The sequence below is a fragment of the Photobacterium lutimaris genome, assembly GCF_003025555.1.
Lineage (GTDB): Bacteria > Pseudomonadota > Gammaproteobacteria > Enterobacterales > Vibrionaceae > Photobacterium > Photobacterium lutimaris.
The window spans coordinates 215,001-229,085 of record NZ_PYMH01000001.1; the positions used below are offsets into that span (position 1 = coordinate 215,001).

A 14,085-nucleotide genomic window follows, 5' to 3' on the forward strand; every position below is an offset into this window, starting at 1 on the left:
GTTTATTGTCTCACCATAAATTGAGAAAACATCAGCAGGCACCATAGGGAGGCACCATGATCGCGGTAACCGTGCTGGTGCTCGTGAACCATTTTTTCCAGCCAGTCCACATTGAAAAAGCCACTGTCAAACATTGACTCAGAAAGAACATGTTTGTGCAGGCTAGGCTTCAAACTGGTTCGGAACCAGTGGGAAATGGGCATGCTAAAGCCCATTTTGGGGCGATAGAGAATGTCGTTGCTGACATGGGATTCAAGAGACTTCTTGAAGGCATATTTTCCCTCGTTGTGTCTGATATTGTCACCGCTATCAATACTGAATGCCCATTCAACAAATTCATGGTCGAGCAGTGGTGCCCTGACTTCAAGGGAGTTAGCCATGCTGGCACGGTCTACTTTAGTGAGAATATCACCCGCCAACCATGTTTTGATATCGAGGTACTGGATCTGCTTGAGTGGGTCATCCGTGGGGAGGTGGCGGGCATGTTGATGAAGGATCTCGATACCGTTATAGCCATTGAGCTGCCGCTGGTATTGGTGGCTGAATAAATGCTTCCTTTCATCATCGCGCAGCTTAGAAATTGAATTAGCATAGCCTTGAACCATATCCATCGCTAAGGATTGGAACGTGGTTTTCGCCCTGAAGTGACGGGGTGCCCAGTCTGCTTTGGGGTATAGGTGGCCGAGTGAGCCAAACAGCGGTTTGCGGATCCGGCGGGGAATTGCATTACGCCACTTTTCCTCGGCAAGGTGCATGCGGTGTCGGCGGTAGCCCCCGAATATTTCGTCGCCACCATCACCTGACAGCGCCACTTTGACCCGCTGGCTAGCTAATTGGCAGACTTTATAGGTCGGAAGGGCTGAACTGTCTGCGTAAGGTTCATCATAGATACCGGCAAGTCTATCAATCAGACTAATATCATGCGGGCTAACAATTTGTTGTAAGTGTTGTGTTTGGTAGCGATCGGCTATCTGCTGGGCATAATCGCTTTCGTCATACTCTTGCTCGTCAAATCCAATAGCGCAGGTATTTACCGGATCACTCTGGAGTTCCGACATCAGCGAGACGATAGCACTGGAGTCTACACCGCCAGAGAGAAAGGCACCGAGAGGAACATCAGCGATTAACCGAATATCAATGGCTTCTTTGAGTTTTTCCACTAAAGTTTGTTGGGTTTGTTCCCAGCTGAGGGTTTGTTCCGGTGCGCGTAAATCCCAGTATTGACGCGGACTAACAGGGCTACCGGGCTGGAGAGTGAGTGAAAAGCCGGGCTGTAGCTTGAAGATCTGTCGGTAGGCACTATAGGGATCTGGAATATAACCATACATGAAGAATTCTTCGGCCATTTCAGGGCGAAGGTGCTTGTCGACATCGGGGTGAGCGAGCAGAACCTTGAGCTCAGAAGCAAACAAGAACTGCCCGTGGCGGGTTACCGTATAATACAACGGTTTTTTCCCCAGCCTGTCTCGGCCGATGAATAGCGTCCGAGCCTTTATGTCCCAAAGTGCAAATGCAAACATACCACGAAACCGTTTGATGCACTCTGCGCCCCAAGACTCCCAGGCATGGACGATGACTTCAGTATCGCTGAGGGTACGAAATTGGTGGCCTAATGCAACCAGTTCGTCCGCAAGCTCTTTGAAGTTGTAGATCTCACCGTTGAAGACAACCACAACACTGTTATCTTCGTTGAATAATGGCTGATGGCCCCCGGCTAAATCAATGATAGATAGACGGTTGTGTGCCAGTGCAGTGTAGTCGTCAAAGTAATATCCTTCATCATCAGGTCCTCGATGGCTTTGAAGGCGGCTGATTTTGCGAATTAACGCCGGCTCAATGGTATGAGGTTGATGCAGGTTGAATACGCCGGAAATGCCACACATAGTTTCAACTCCCTGTAGTTACCGCTTTTTGTTACGGAAATGATGATTTTTAGCGTTATGGGTTCGTGTTGCTTTCTAACAGCCATCGCCTAGCTTGCTGTTTGGCGATGTTGGGATCGTGACTGGTAATAGCGAAAACATCGGCATGGCCTTGGCCGCCGGTGATCAGTAGTCCAGCTTGGAAAAGTTTGATTGTTATTGGGTCATGACTACAAAAGCGATTAACACAGTACCAATACACGAGCTGTATTTTCTTCCCCGTCTTGCTGGTAAGAGAGAGGCTGTTAGCTTGGGTTTGAGTGTCAAGTTCGAGCGGTATGCTTTGGCCTACGGACCAGACATCTTTGTCAAATAAGGTGTTTTCACTGCTGATAAGCTCACCTTTATTTTGCCAAAGGGAATAGCGCGCAGTGTAGAAATAGGTGTCTGTTTCGCGGTTAACGGCTGATTGTGATCTTGATGCATGGGGGAAGGTGATCCCCCATGTTGAGTGGTCGGTAGGTTGACTGTCACTGAGCATGGGTGTGGTTGCCAAGATAACCTGTTCAGACAAGCTGATACTTTTCCCCCACAATGCGAAGCTGAGCAGAAGAGCGCTGACTAGACCGACGGCCTTGATGGGGGGGGCACTGATTGGCTGGGAGGTTGCCGAGGGGTTGGCTGAGTCAGGTAAGGGGTCAGCAAAACGGTTGGCGACCAGAAAGATGCAGACAATAACGATGCTGAAAAAGACCCATCCGTAAACAAGATGATCTGCGCCGGTTGCATGTGCCATATCGGTGAAGTAACCGATTAAAATAATACCTGTTGCCCGGATACCATTAGCGATGATGGGAAAGATAAAAGAAAATCCCATAAACGCAATACGCTTCCAGACTTTAGTAAATTGGAAGTAGGCAAATAGACAACCTATTGCCAGACTGGAAATCAGAAAGCGAATACCCGAACAGGCTTCAGCGACATAAAAATGCCCATTGGGAATAGTGATGGACAGACCTTCATGATAAGCCGGAATATTCATGAGGCCCAAAAAGGTGATAGCCAGCTCGGCCGTGATTTCTTGGAGCGGTGCGATGAGTTGCTCACCGAAAGGGACGCAATAAATGAGATAGCAAATGGGGAACCACATGACTCTAGCGCGTGGCGTGCCTAATAATGCCCATAGCATAAGCTGTAAACTGGTAATTGCCGCGATATGCTCGAATAAGGCAAGATCAGCGGCATACCCGACAAGCCACAACAGGTTTGGTAGAGGTAGCAGGAAAATGGGCCACCATGCAATGTCGTGAGGTTGCGCGAAAAATTGGCGACGCTGCAGCCAGGCGACCCACAGACAAATTGGGATAATGAAAAACCCATGCTCATAGGTTTTTGATGTACTCCATATTGAAATCATGTCTAAGAATGCTTGGTTATAGAGCAGACCCCAGCTGACTATTGGAAGTATGAACAGCACTGTCTTATTTTTTCCCATTACTCGTCTATCCTTGCTTTTATTCAGTACGGCTGATTGAGGTAACTGAGTAAAGGGCTCAGCTTGGCATCCCAGCAGTAGCGTTGTTCGACCCATTGGCGTAGCTCTAAGGCATTGATCGGATTTTGCTCCAGCTTAGTGATTAGCCAATTGGCAATATCCGCGGGATCGTCCGAAACAACAAGATTGCCTGATGGGCAGCTATCCATTCCTTGAATGGTCAATGATGAGACGATTATTGGTTTAGCCATGGCCATCGCTTCCAGCATCTTATTCTGAACGCCACGGGCTATTCGCATCGGAGCAATTGCTGCCTTGGCATATTTTAAGTAAGGACGAACATCCTCAACGCGGCCTGTAACGATAATGCCGGGCAGGCTTGAAAGTGCCATAACGTCTTGTCCAGGGCTACTCCCCACAAGATAGAGCTTGGCATCGGGTTGGGTCTGATGAACCTTTGGCCATACATGCTGAGCAAACCATTTCACTGCGTCAGCATTTGCCCAATAGTCCATCGCACCTGTGAATACGATGTAATTCTCTTCGGTGAGCGGATAGGGTTCACTGAGGTGCATTTCTGCATTGGGCGAAAAGAAATGGTTATCTAAGCCATTTTCTAGCGGCAGGATTTTATCTTGTAACGCGGGTTCCAGCATGGATTTAAAGGTATCGGTTTCCGTTTGCGTAACAAAGCAGCTTACGTTGAATGCCTGCGCAACGGCCTTTTCATAGTCCGCCAAGGTTTTGTGTTCACGCTGGTAAATAGCCTTCATTATCCCACCGGTTTTTAGTGCATACTGCCGCCATTTATCTGAATCGATATCGGCAAAATGCATCACGGTATGCAATGGTCGGGGGGGATTAATGACATATTGGGCCATACAACCGGAATAAATGAAGGCTTTGTTGATCTTATATGTTGCGATAGTAGCATTGACCCACTGCTGCATCGAACGGCGATGATAGAAAGGGAGCGTAATAGGGTCACCGCTAAGCAGTGCCGTTAGGCTCTTTATTTTGCTGTATGTCCTCGATAGAGGGATTAGCGTGTAGCTTGCACAGAAATGTGCCACTTGATGTTCGTAGCGATCATCGTACCTATCATCGATAAAGCAGCCGAGGTGGATGTCATAATGGCGGCTGAGAAACTTCAAAATATTGAAGGTTGTGATTTTATCCCCTTTGTTCGGAGGGAATGGGATCCGGTGGCACAGATATAGCAGAGGCTCTTTCATAGTTCACCCTAGATATTTTGACAAAAAAGGCCCCATTGTCTGGCTTAGCTTCACTGGAAGTTTTTGCCAGAGTTTAATGAAATACTTGTACTTGGGGTTATTGGGGGAAAGGTTAGGAAGCGACTTGGCTTTTACCAATGCAACGCGGTAATGCAACGGTACTTCAGTCATCCCCCAATGCTTCTTGTATTTATATGAGCCTGAATTGACTTTACTGCGGCCGAAATCAAAATGTGTAATGCCCTTTTCGTGGGCAATGTGCATTAGTTGAAAGTACATAAAATCATTGCTTTTTAACTCTCGAGATTCGTATTTCCCACCGCCGTAGTAGGGTAGTACTTGATTTTTATAGTAAAAACTCATTACACCAGAGACCGGGCGATGTTCTTTGTCTTGTATGATCAACGTCTCGCAGCGATCACCAAATGTGTCTTTTAACGCCGTAAAAAGTTTGCTGGAAAAAACAGGGGTGCCCAAATTACGGACACTTTCAGCATACAAATCGAAGCACTCTCGTGGATTGTCACTGTTATCCCACTGAAGTTGGCTTTTTTGTGAGTGACGAATCACTGCCCGTTGCTTTCGCTTGACGGTGGTGAGGATAGCATCAGGATCCGTAGGCAGTGGGCTGTGAAAAGAGGCATGATGGCAATGGGTTACCCACGGGGCTTGCATCTCGACAGGTTTTTTGTCTCTGAGTTCAACATAGTCGACACTCAGTTGGCACCCTAAATCATACGCAGCGGTTTCGAGCCTTTCCCGTACAGATGTGTTATCTGACAGCACACCGCCGTAGACACAAAATGGCGTTGAAATAAGAGCATGGCCAAATATCCAGCTCTTTTGCTCAAATAAAGGCAAGATCCCCACTAATTCGGTGTCTTGCTCTGCCAATAGATAATGATGCTTATGGCCAAACACCGAGTGAATAACATCAAGCCAACCCGAAAGATGGAAAAAACTACCTTCTGGATGATTATCGACGTAGTTATCCCATAATGGGTATTCGTTTGGAGTTAGTTTCCGTATTGTTAGATTTTGCATTGCCTTCATGCCTTTGTAGTTGATAAACCGTGTTCATCGAATTCCATTTAAAATCCTGCAATAACCGATTGAGGCGTCGCTCCATGCGGTTAAGGTTGAGGTAATGCCGGAACTGGGATTTTCTTGATATATTTGCCACTTTCGGCTGTCCAGGATCTATCTCCCACGGGTGGAAGTAGAAACTATAGGGCTGACCGGTCTGCTTATGGAAGGAGCGGATCAGGTAGCGGCTTAATTTATAGGGATAAAACCTGAAATATCCCCCACCTCCGATCGGAATATTCTGACCGAGCTTGGTTAAGGTTGGAATCGGGATTTCGATGATTCCTTCGCGACGTTGATATTTAAATCGCGGCCAATCGGGAGCGCCATAGTGGTCATGATTTACAGGGTAAGTACTGCTTGAGTATATAAATCCCAATTTATGTAAAGTCTCAAAGGCCCAGGGATTGGAGTGGTCAATAGAAAAACTTGGGGCGCGATAGCCATAAACGGCCTGACTGGTCAGATCTTCCAGCATGTTTTTAGAGCGGGCGACATCAGCATGAAATGTACTTTGGCTCTGTTTATTGGCTGGCTGATGGGCAAAACCATGGCTGGCAATTTCATGCCCTTCAGCAGCAATGGCCTTAACCAGTTGTGGACACTTCTCTGCGACCCAACCCAGTACAAAAAATGTGGCATGAACACCATTTTCATTAAGTATTTGTAAAATGCGGTGTGTGCTTGCCTCTACTCGAACGGGATATTTCCTCCCCCACTCATTGCGGGAAATAACAGAGGAGAGGGCTGCCACATGGAAATAGTCCTCGACGTCAATTGTCATTGCATTTGTGATTTGTCCTAGAGGAGATTCAGAGTGATTAATCATAATCAACGTCCTTTACCAAAGATAACAATCTCTGATGTCCTAATAAGAATGAGAATATCGAGAATGAGGCTGCGATGTTTGATGTAATAAAGATCAAACTTTAACTTTTCCCTCGCATCGTTAAGGCCATCACCATAAGGGTACTTGAGTTGTGCCCAGCCTGTTAGTCCTGGTTTGACATTATGGCGGTGTGAATAGAAGGGAATAGAATCTTCAAATTGTTTGGTAAATTGGGGCCTTTCGGGGCGAGGTCCGACAAAACTCATATTGCCAATAAATATATTGAATAACTGAGGTAGTTCGTCTATGCGATATTTACGAATAATGCGCCCAACACGTGTGATTCGTGAGTCTGACTTTCCGGACATTTGCTCGCCAGATAGTTCGGCATCTACAACCATACTTCTGAACTTACAAATTGAGAAAACCTTCCCTTTAAGTCCAACACGTTTCTGAGTGTAAAATACAGGCGCTCTTAGCCCGTCTTCAATTTTTATACAGATTATAGTCAGTATGATTATCGGCCAAGTTACTGATAGAATTATTAATCCGATAAAACTATTGAAGATCCACTTAAAAAAATTGAACACCCAGTTGTCGCTACTTTTTTTATTGTAAAGTATAAAGGACGGATAGATATGGTTAACGGCAATTTGCCCTGTCTCTCGTTCAATAAAATCAATCACATCAGTAATTTGGATGTCGTGCAACTTGCAGTAGAAAAGACTTTCACTGGGCAAGTTATTACGACGCTCATCTAATGCGATCACAACTTCGTCAATATTCTCTTCAATTATATATTTTTCGAGGGGAACAGAAAGATTTATTTGCTTAATATTCCTATCATCAACAACATTATCTCCAGCAAATTTAACATAACCAACGATTTCAAAATTAACGCGGTCAGTTGCACGGCGCATTGTACTGCTTATTAAATTTGCACGCTTCCCATGCCCCAGTAGTAGTATACGTCGCTTTCCCATGTGCTCATATTTACAACTAACTGCAATGAATCGGGTCACAACGATAGCGGTAAAAGCTGTAATATAGAGAAGTTCAATGGGCTGGCTGGAGAAATAGATTGATGAGGAGATAAGAGATAAGGTTAAAGAAAATAAATACGATAATAAAAAAGCAACAGAAAGTCGGACAATAATACCATTGAAGTTTTCGCGTATCTTTTCATTGTATAAACCTACGGCAAGAATAGTTAGTTGAGTCGGCATTGTAAAAAAGATGTATTGGGTGGTTATAACGAGATATTTCATAACTTCTTGATTGTTTGAGATGCTTGCATTGCTTATTTTATGGAAAAAGTAGAAAACCACACTAAGCACAATTAAATCAGTAAAAATCAATGTTGCACTACTTATATTTAGATCGTGAAATTTTGATTTTCTCATTATCATTACAATTTTCTTCCACTGCGGGGCGTATAATTACGACAAATTTGGTTTTAAGAGTGTAGTTGAAAAATTTAAGTTGAAAAAATTTGCTAAACAAAAAATTGGTATATAGTTAGAAAGTAGAATCTGTGTAATGCATTCATTGGAAAGAATCAGAAGGGATACTGAGTATGATTAAATGTGGATCGGTAACAACGCAACTATTTGTTTTGGTATCATTATTATCAGGCAGCATGATAGGGTGTTCATCAAGCAATTTATCATCACTGCCAGTTGCGACACCACATGCGTCATTAACAAAAAATATCAATGATTACAGCTATTTAATTGGTCCTGGTGATAACCTTACCGTCTTTGTGTGGGGGAATTCTGAAATAACCGGTAGTTATACGGTTCGCCCTGATGGAATGATCTCAACATCTTTGGTTGAAGATATCCCTGCGTCTGGTCGAACACCAACCGAATTGGCTCGTAGTATTGAAGCGCACCTGGCTGAGTACATACGTGATCCTATCGTCACTGTGATGGTTGCAGATTTTGTTGGGCCATATAGCGAACAGGTGAGAGTGATAGGAGAAGCATCACAGCCGCAAGCAATTAGTTATCGTGAAAATATGACTTTGCTTGATGTAATGGTTGCCGTTGGTGGACTGACGGAATATGCCGATGGTAATGATGCTAGGCTGATTCGGGTAGTGAACAGTCAACAAAAAGAATATGCAATACAAATCGGTGACTTAGTTAGAGACGGAGATATTCGAGCTAATGTCGATATTTTACCGGGCGATATCATTATCATTCCGGAGTCTTGGTTCTAACATAGGTGTTTTATGAAGGAGCAACTTGAGTTATTGCAGCAGTACCTTCAGGGTATTTGGTTTAAACGTCGTTTGGCAATAATGGCTATGTGGATTCTATGTCTCAGTGGTTGGGCGATGATCACATTATTGCCAAACGAATACACGTCTGAAGCGCGCGTGTATGCAGATACAAGAACAATACTAAAGCCATTACTAAAAGGTATTGCAATCAATACTGATCCAAGCCAAGAGCTGCAGTTGATGGTAAAAACATTGTTGAGCCGTAAAAACCTTGAAACCATAGCAAGATATAGCGAGGCTGACTTGAAGGTAGATACGACTGATGAGTACGATGATTTGCTTGAAGAGTTGAAAACAAATATTACTATTAGATCGGCAGGGGAAGAGAATCTATTTACCATCAGTTATTTCGGTACTGATCCTAAATACGTGAAAGATGTCGTTCAAGCCGCACTTGATGTTTTTGTTGAAAATGCTGTTGGGCATAAAAAGGAAGATACGAGAAATGCTCATGAATTCTTAGCTTCCCAACTCGCACTGTATGAAGAGCGTCTTCTTAAGTCAGAGAACGAACTTGCCGAGTTTAAGCGATTGAATTCAGGTTATGTGTCGGGGTCTGAGCACAGTTATACACTCAAGGCTGAGAGTCTTAAATATGAGATAGAAGAAACTCGTCTGGAACGGAAAGAAGCGCTTTCTGCATTGGCGTCTGCAAGGAAGCAACTGAGGAATGAAACGAGAGTTAATTCAAGTCAGTTTTCATCGATTAAAACTGAGTTTGATATACGTCTTGAGACGTTACAAGCAAGGTTGGATGAGCTGTTGTTCCGTTACACTGAAAAACACCCAGATGTAAAAGAAACACGTCGACAAATTAATTTGTTACTTGATGAGCGAACCTCAGTGATTAGCGGTGGGCGCGTATCCAAACCAGATAGCCCAATGCAGCAAGAAATTAAAATGACTATCAGTCATTTCGAAAATAAAATTGCATCGTTAACAGCACGTGAAACTAGTTTATTAGATAAATTGGAAGAGGTGAATAGCAAGTTATTGAAAATGCCTAAGGTTGAAGCACAGCTAACGAGTTTAATGCGCAATTATGAAGTAACGAAAGAGCAATATCACTTGTTACTCGAAAGGCGTGAATCGGCATTGATCTCTCAAGATGTGGATACAAAGTCAGACCAAATATCATTTCAGATTATAGATCCCCCTATGTCTCCTCGTCTGCCCTCTGGTCCCAATCGACCATTATTGCTGATATCGGTGCTTGTCCTGTCGGTTGGTGTAGGTTTTTCTCTTGCCTTTTCAGTTAGTCAGGTATGGCCTGTCGTGTATTCATCAAACCAGCTGGTGCGTAATATTGAAATGCCGGTTTATGGGGAAGTATCTACAATCGGATTGTCTGGATCCAATGGTTACATGCGTAGTCAAATCGCCAATGTTATTTATCATGGTTTGTTATTATTAGCGTTGTTTGTTGTATTTTATATCGTAAATAGTATGTCCATTGTGCAGCTTTTAGTGCTGAAAATTAAGGAGGTATTATGAGTATTATTGAAAATGCGTTCGATAAAGACAGTGGAAAAACAAACAACGCACGAAGGGATGATCTCTCTGAGAGTCGTACAAATACTTCACAACATGATGATAATTCGTTATTAAATAAATTGGCTGCTTATCATGAACGGGTTGGAGTAAATAATAAATGTATCAAAAGTTCAACACCTCAGAAAAGTGAGAATATCCCCCGACATATTGAAAATATAAGTCATGACGTTAGCAGTAAATTCATTCAAGAGCCAACTGAAAAAGTTATTGATTCGTTAGAGCAAAGAGATAAATCTCTTGTTTCATCAGAGTATCGCAGTGGCAATGAACAACTTAAGGAAAATAGCTATGATAACGTTCTTGCCAAAGAAGAGAGTCATACTCCGAGTAAGAGTACAGAGGTAAAAAAAAGATTACCCAGTGAAATGCTGTACATAGACTTGAAGGCATTCAAGGAGCGAGGAATGGTATCTCACGAAGATGACCAAGCTAACCCTGCTATTACCTATGAGTACCGCTTAGTTAAACATAAAATACTCGCAAATATTCAGCAAATGGCGACTGATGAGCTGCCAAATTCTAACCTTTTAATGGTCACCAGTGTCAATCCTGGTGAAGGAAAAACCTTTTCAGCCGTTAATATGGCATTATCTATTGCTTCTGAAAAAAATCATACAATACTTTTAGTCGATGCAAATATACATAACCCAAGTCTGTGTGACTTTTTAGGTGTAGATAACCAAATAGGTTTGATAGATTACCTACTGGGTGATGTCAATGATATTGGTGATGTCATATATAATACCAATATATTGAATTTAAAAATATTACCAGCAGGCGCAGAGCACCACCTGAGTAATGAGTTGTTAGCAAGTGTCAAAATGCGGGATCTCTCTGAGGAGCTATCCCATAGGTATAGTGATAGGGTGATAATATTTGATTGTCCGTCGTTACTTGGTGTTGTAGAAACGGTCACTGTTTCTAAATTAGTTGGTCAAGTCGTTGTAGTTGTTCAACACTCTAAGACAAAGTTATCAGATATTGAACAAGTTGTTTCAGAGCTGGATGATGAATTAAAAATAGGGTTTATTGTTAATAAAACAATAGGCGGAACGTATAGTCGATATGGATATGGCTATGATAAAAAGATATCAAAAACTTAATTATGTGATTTATTTTACCATCATATGGACTGGATGTTCTTTTGCGGAAGAGACCTGGTTTCACCCTTATGTTGAAACTGGTGTTTTATATACTGATGATGTCTATCAGTCAGCTGAAAATAACAAATCAAGTGTCGTGAGTTCTATTGAGGCAGGCATGTACAGCCAATTAATTAGAAACGATGCATCATTTATATTTAATTATGATATCGAACAGTTACTTTACAGCCATAGCTCGGATGAAAATGACACATATCAAAGCTTGTTATTATTTGCAGATAAAAAAGTGGCCAATACTGGACTGAAAGTGGATGCAACTGCGACCATATTGAATATTGCAGAATCTAATGATAATAATGCCAATGCTAATATTATCTCAAACAATACTGTTGAAAGTAAAAATGCGGAAATTGGATTGAGCTTTACAACTAATCCGAGGAAGGATATCGATTTAAATGTTAGAGGGTATGGTATCATAACCGATAATGAAGATGATATTGGTAATTATAAAGGTTATGGCACAACGTTGAATTTTTCTAATGGTTTAAATCAGAAGCAATTATTCTGGGAGTCCAATGCTTTATATGATAAAAAGACAGATCGTCAAGATGATACAGTAACGGAGAGAAGTTATTTTAAGGGCTCACTGGGCTTTCAGACGATTAGTAAAATATCCCCACTTGTACGGATGAATTATGAGAATTATGAAGGGGTCAGCTACCAGGATACCGAAGAGACTTTCAGTTGGGGACCCGGTGTTCGATACTTTTTAACTCAAAATTCGTTTTTTGAACTTAGTTATAATTTTGTCGAAAAAGGTGATATATCCAATTTTGTTGGAGGGAGATTCAAATTAGAACCATCGCCCAGGCTTCTCATCAATTTCTCATATGATAAGCGCTACTTTGGGGATGCCTATGATTTTACCCTGATCCACCGTTCGAGGAGAACAGTCAACACAATCAGTTACACGGAAGCTACCAATAACTTCCAACGTGAGTTTTATAGTAGCGATGAAGATATTGAGGTGTTTACACTGAATCGTCGACTTGAGTGGTTGACTGAGTTAACAGGGAGGCGTGAAACATATGGCTTTAAATTATTTTACCATGAACAAGAGCCTCTAAAAGGTAATAGTTCGCGTCAAGATGAAACAGGTATTGGTGCTACTTTGCTTTCTAGTTATGAGTTATCTCGAAAGTTAGAACTGTCAGGTGAAATATCTTACAGCCAATATCGTTTTAATCGCACAGTAGATCAGAATCAAGAGGATGACTATTGGTATTTTGTACTTTCTAGTAGTTATAAAATCTACCGAAATGTTTTCAGTACAGTAAAGTATGTGCATGATAGTCGTAAATCTAATATAAATAGCCGTGATTATGATGAGAATCGTATTTCACTAGATGTCAGGATGGAGTGGTAACTATGTATGAATCATTTTTTGGCCTTAATGATAAGCCGTTTAAGCTCACTCCAGATACACGTTTCTTTTACGCTAGTTCACATCACAAAAAAGCAATGTCATATCTGCACTATGGGTTTGAGCGTGGTGATGGGTTTATTGTTGTTACTGGCCCATCCGGTGCAGGGAAAAGTCTAGTTGCAAGAAACTTGATCAGTGCTATTGACGAGGATACCACGGCTGTTATTCAGATAAGTACAGCAGCACTTGCTTCATATGATTTATTAGAGTTGATAGCTTTAAATTATGGGTTACCCGTTCAAGGCTTGAATAAGCCTGAGATATTGAGGCGGTTGGAAAACTACTTTAGTGAGTTGCATTGCAAAAATATTCGATCCCTGATTATTATAGATGAAGCACATCACCTAACACCTGAACGACTAGAAGAGTTGCGAATGCTCTCAAATTATCAAGTCGATAATACCGCATTGGTTCAGTTTATTTTGTTTGGTCATGATGAGCTTGAAACAATGATCCGTCTGCCGAAAATGGAACAATTTAGGCAGAGGATTATAGCATCCTGTAAGCTAAAGCCATTTAATATTAATGAAATAAAAGAGTATATTGTATGTCGCCTCACCGTTGCTGGTTGGCGGGGAACACCCGTATTAGACGGTGCAATATATTCAATGATAAAGCAGCAAACGGCGGGTATACCTAGAAGAATTAATTTGTTAATGGAGCGTGTATTACTTTACTCTTTCCTTAGCGAGATACAATGTATAAATAAACGTGTTATTAATGATGTGATATTGGATATGCGCAATGAACTTTCATCTTCTATTATTGCCGATGATAATTCTAGCACGACAAGCAATGAATTTGTTGATAGTACACGTTCAGTTAATACATCTGATACATCTGATACATCTGATTCATCGCATTCTGAGGATAATCAGCCAGAGCAAAGTATTGAGCTGGTATTTGATTCGCTTTCTACCAAGCAAAGTGATGTTGATGCTGATGTTGAAAAGGTGCTCAAAACGCTAGATTTGGTCAGTGATGTTTTAGATAAGGTTATTGTGCGGAAGCTTGCGACTATTCAGCATTTTGAAAAAATGATTACAAAAAAACGTCGTGAGGCAGCAAATGTAATTAGAGGAAAACAATTGGATGAAAACATCTTGAACGATGCTGATGTAAAATAAACACAGAGGGTGTTTTTAGCT

General features: G+C 42.0%; 11 protein-coding genes. 5 read left to right on the forward strand and 6 right to left on the reverse strand.

Going from position 1 to position 14,085, the window contains the following annotated elements; genetic code table 11:
• Positions 1-2: 2 nt before the first annotated feature.
• Genes C9I99_RS00745 through C9I99_RS00770 form a run of 6 tightly spaced genes read right to left on the reverse strand, consistent with a single transcriptional unit; the run spans position 3 to position 7,910 of the window.
• Positions 3-1,883 carry an XrtA/PEP-CTERM system amidotransferase gene (locus C9I99_RS00745; protein ID WP_107346937.1) on the reverse strand — a complete coding sequence of 627 codons (1,881 nt, stop codon included), beginning with the start codon at positions 1,881-1,883 and terminating at the stop codon, positions 3-5.
• A 55-nt stretch (positions 1,884-1,938) separates the two neighbouring features.
• Positions 1,939-3,357 carry an exosortase A gene (gene xrtA / locus C9I99_RS00750; protein WP_166645338.1) on the reverse strand — a complete coding sequence of 473 codons (1,419 nt, stop codon included), beginning with the start codon at positions 3,355-3,357 and terminating at the stop codon, positions 1,939-1,941.
• A 23-nt stretch (positions 3,358-3,380) separates the two neighbouring features.
• Positions 3,381-4,592: a TIGR03087 family PEP-CTERM/XrtA system glycosyltransferase gene (locus C9I99_RS00755; protein ID WP_107346939.1), complete on the reverse strand. Its 1,212-nt coding sequence runs from the start codon at positions 4,590-4,592 to the stop codon at positions 3,381-3,383.
• A 3-nt stretch (positions 4,593-4,595) separates the two neighbouring features.
• Positions 4,596-5,636 (reverse strand): FemAB family XrtA/PEP-CTERM system-associated protein, encoded by a 1,041-nt coding sequence (locus tag C9I99_RS00760; protein ID WP_107346940.1) that lies wholly within the window; start codon positions 5,634-5,636, stop codon positions 4,596-4,598.
• Positions 5,581-6,507 carry an XrtA system polysaccharide deacetylase gene (locus C9I99_RS00765; RefSeq protein ID WP_107346941.1) on the reverse strand — a complete coding sequence of 309 codons (927 nt, stop codon included), beginning with the start codon at positions 6,505-6,507 and terminating at the stop codon, positions 5,581-5,583. Before C9I99_RS00765 ends, C9I99_RS00760 begins: the two co-directional genes overlap by 56 nt.
• A 2-nt stretch (positions 6,508-6,509) precedes the next feature.
• On the reverse strand, positions 6,510-7,910 hold the full coding sequence (locus tag C9I99_RS00770; RefSeq protein ID WP_107347807.1) for a TIGR03013 family XrtA/PEP-CTERM system glycosyltransferase: 1,401 nt from the start codon (positions 7,908-7,910) through the stop codon (positions 6,510-6,512).
• 173 nt (positions 7,911-8,083) lie between these two features.
• On the opposite strand from C9I99_RS00770, the gene C9I99_RS00775 reads away from it, so the two are divergent.
• The 5 genes from C9I99_RS00775 to C9I99_RS00795 are packed head-to-tail and all read left to right on the forward strand — an operon-like array spanning position 8,084 to position 14,064.
• Positions 8,084-8,731, forward strand: coding sequence for an XrtA/PEP-CTERM system exopolysaccharide export protein (locus tag C9I99_RS00775; RefSeq protein WP_107346942.1), 648 nt, complete (start codon positions 8,084-8,086; stop codon positions 8,729-8,731).
• A gap of 12 nt (positions 8,732-8,743) precedes the next feature.
• Entirely contained in the window at positions 8,744-10,288 is a 1,545-nt protein-coding gene (locus C9I99_RS00780; RefSeq protein WP_107346943.1) for an XrtA system polysaccharide chain length determinant, read from the forward strand.
• On the forward strand, positions 10,285-11,451 hold the full coding sequence (locus C9I99_RS00785) for an AAA family ATPase (RefSeq protein ID WP_107346944.1): 1,167 nt from the start codon (positions 10,285-10,287) through the stop codon (positions 11,449-11,451). Before C9I99_RS00780 ends, C9I99_RS00785 begins: the two co-directional genes overlap by 4 nt.
• Positions 11,426-12,877 carry a TIGR03016 family PEP-CTERM system-associated outer membrane protein gene (locus C9I99_RS00790; RefSeq protein WP_166645339.1) on the forward strand — a complete coding sequence of 484 codons (1,452 nt, stop codon included), beginning with the start codon at positions 11,426-11,428 and terminating at the stop codon, positions 12,875-12,877. Before C9I99_RS00785 ends, C9I99_RS00790 begins: the two co-directional genes overlap by 26 nt.
• Before the next feature lie 2 nt (positions 12,878-12,879).
• The gene (locus C9I99_RS00795; RefSeq protein ID WP_107346946.1) at positions 12,880-14,064 is read left to right on the forward strand and encodes an ExeA family protein; all 1,185 of its coding nucleotides are present in this window, start codon (positions 12,880-12,882) and stop codon (positions 14,062-14,064) included.
• Positions 14,065-14,085: the final 21 nt, after the last annotated feature.

What these genes read in the sequence shown, in the direction of transcription:
- C9I99_RS00780 (WP_107346943.1), top strand. Translation starts at nt 8,744, where the DNA reads ATGAAGGAGCAACTTGAGTTATTGCAGCAGTACCTTCAGGGTATTTGG.
- C9I99_RS00770 (WP_107347807.1), bottom strand. Translation starts at nt 7,910, where the DNA reads ATGAGAAAATCAAAATTTCACGATCTAAATATAAGTAGTGCAACATTG.
- C9I99_RS00785 (WP_107346944.1), top strand. Translation starts at nt 10,285, where the DNA reads ATGAGTATTATTGAAAATGCGTTCGATAAAGACAGTGGAAAAACAAAC.
- C9I99_RS00775 (WP_107346942.1), top strand. Translation starts at nt 8,084, where the DNA reads ATGATTAAATGTGGATCGGTAACAACGCAACTATTTGTTTTGGTATCA.
- C9I99_RS00790 (WP_166645339.1), top strand. Translation starts at nt 11,426, where the DNA reads ATGATAAAAAGATATCAAAAACTTAATTATGTGATTTATTTTACCATC.
- C9I99_RS00795 (WP_107346946.1), top strand. Translation starts at nt 12,880, where the DNA reads ATGTATGAATCATTTTTTGGCCTTAATGATAAGCCGTTTAAGCTCACT.
- C9I99_RS00760 (WP_107346940.1), bottom strand. Translation starts at nt 5,636, where the DNA reads ATGCAAAATCTAACAATACGGAAACTAACTCCAAACGAATACCCATTA.
- C9I99_RS00745 (WP_107346937.1), bottom strand. Translation starts at nt 1,883, where the DNA reads ATGTGTGGCATTTCCGGCGTATTCAACCTGCATCAACCTCATACCATT.
- C9I99_RS00765 (WP_107346941.1), bottom strand. Translation starts at nt 6,507, where the DNA reads ATGATTAATCACTCTGAATCTCCTCTAGGACAAATCACAAATGCAATG.
- C9I99_RS00755 (WP_107346939.1), bottom strand. Translation starts at nt 4,592, where the DNA reads ATGAAAGAGCCTCTGCTATATCTGTGCCACCGGATCCCATTCCCTCCG.
- xrtA (WP_166645338.1), bottom strand. Translation starts at nt 3,357, where the DNA reads ATGGGAAAAAATAAGACAGTGCTGTTCATACTTCCAATAGTCAGCTGG.